2 protein-coding genes are annotated in these 2018 nt (G+C 39.6%); both read left to right on the top strand.

Annotated features, from left to right (window positions below):
• Nucleotides 1–105: 105 nt before the first annotated feature.
• The gene (locus tag QSJ47_RS08055) at nucleotides 106–720 is read left to right on the top strand and encodes an IS607 family transposase (RefSeq protein WP_285603009.1); all 615 of its coding nucleotides are present in this window, start codon (nucleotides 106–108) and stop codon (nucleotides 718–720) included.
• On the top strand, nucleotides 695–1984 hold the full coding sequence (locus QSJ47_RS08060; protein ID WP_285603008.1) for an RNA-guided endonuclease InsQ/TnpB family protein: 1290 nt from the start codon (nucleotides 695–697) through the stop codon (nucleotides 1982–1984). The genes QSJ47_RS08055 and QSJ47_RS08060 overlap by 26 nt, the downstream gene beginning before the upstream one ends.
• Nucleotides 1985–2018: the final 34 nt, after the last annotated feature.

The following is a 2018-nucleotide window of genomic DNA, read 5'->3' on the forward strand; positions in this document are numbered from 1 at the left end:
CTATAAAATCCTATAATTTTCTATAAATTTTTTATATGATTTTAAGTTTTTAGGTACTGCTATGTCGGCATGAATGATTTGTTATCCATAGGATAGGCAAGCAAGATTTTAGGTGTCAGTATCCAAACTTTGAGAAATTGGGAGAAAAAAGGCTTACTTAAACCCGATAACTACACAAAAGGCGGCGAGCGGAGATACAAGCTAGAGAGCCTTAAAAATATCAACAAAAACATTGTTTTTCATAACGATAGCCGCAAAACCATCGCCTATACCCGTGTTTCTAGTGCCGACCAAAAAGAGGACTTAATCCGCCAAGTGCAGGTTTTGGAGTTATATTGTTCTAAGTTAGGTTTTAATTATGAAGTGATACAAGACTTAGGCTCAGGTATGAATTATTACAAAAAAGGCTTAACCAAGCTTCTTAATCTTATCCTAGAAAGCCAAGTAAAAAGGCTTGTTCTCACCCATAAAGACCGCTTATTGCGTTTTGGTGCGGAGCTGGTGTTTGCCATTTGTGAGGCTAAAGGTGTGGAGGTGATTATCATTAATCAAGGCGATGAAAATGTCCGCTTTGAAGAAGAGTTAGCCAAAGATGTGTTGGAAATTATCACAGTATTCTCAGCTAGGCTTTATGGAGCACGCTCCAAGAAAAACAAACAGCTTTTAGAACAAATGCAGGCGGTGGTAGAGGACAATGTTACAACTGACCCACAAGATTGAATTACAACCCAACAACAAAGCCCAAACACACTTTAAAAAAGCCTTTGGCTGTGCAAGACTTGCCTATAACTGGGGCTTGGCGAAGTGGAAAGAAAATTACCAAAAGGGCATAAAATCTAACCATTTTGCCCTAAAGAAAGAGTTCAACGCCCTTAAAAAGACGCATTACCCCTTTGTCTATGAAGTGTCCAAATACGCTACAGCACAGCCCTTTAACCACTTAAACCTAGCGTTTCAAAAGTTCTTTAAAGATTTAAAATTGGGTAAAGTCAGTTACCCCCGTTTTAAACGCAAAAGAGAATATCAGGGGAGCTTTTACATTGGGGGCGACCAAATAAAAATCATTCAAGGCAGCACAAAAGACTATCTTAAAATCCCCAACCTGCCTAAAATCAAAATGACCGAAAAACTACGCTTTAAAGGTAAAGTTAATGGGGCGACCATCACGCAAAAAGGAGATAAGTTTTATGTTTCTATTCAAACCAACACCACACAAGAGGAGTTTAACCGCACCCATAAGCCCATAGCAAACAACCACACTCTAGGTATTGACACAGGAATAAAGGCTTTTGCTAGTCTATCTAATGGCTTACAGATTTTCGCCCCCAAGCCCTTAAATAGGCTCGCAAGACGGCTCAAAAGACTTAGCAGACAACTTAGCAAAAAACGGCATTCGAAAACCAAGAATGACGGGATTAAGAAGTCCGCTAATTTTCTTAAAGCCAGCTTGCGGCTGAATCGATTGCATACCCGTATAGCCAACACCCGTAATAACTTTTTACACAAACTGAGCACCGCCCTAGTGCGGCACGCTAAAACCCTTTGTTTAGAGAGTTTAAAAGTCAAAAATATGCTTAAAAACTCTAAACTAGCTAAAGCTTTGAGCGATGTCAGCATCTCCGCCTTTAACACGCTCTTAGAGTATAAGGCAAAGTATTATGGGCGGAAAATTTTAAGAGCCGATGCCTTTTACCCGAGCTCTAAAACCTGCTCTAGCTGTGGCAATAAAAAGGCGGACTTAACACTAAACGATAGAGTTTATAAGTGCGGTGTTTGCGGTGTTGTGGTCGATAGAGATTTTAACGCAAGTGTCAATCTAGTGAGGCATTTAGTAAGTGGAGTTCCCACTGAATTAACGCCTGCGGACATGACGGCTCTACTGAGCGATTTTGCAAAAAATGGCTTAGTAACCAGCATGGTAGAAACAGGAATACAACAAAAACCGCAATCTTTAAAATTTTTTTCTATTGATAGGATTTTATAGGATTTTATGCGGTTTTATAGGTTTGTAAGAACGG

The organism is Helicobacter sp. NHP22-001, assembly GCF_030270165.1.
GTDB classification, from domain to species: Bacteria; Campylobacterota; Campylobacteria; order Campylobacterales; family Helicobacteraceae; genus Helicobacter; species Helicobacter gastrofelis.

Coding starts and splice junctions, on each gene's coding strand:
- QSJ47_RS08060 (WP_285603008.1), top strand. CDS start 695: ATGTTACAACTGACCCACAAGATTGAATTACAACCCAACAACAAAGCC.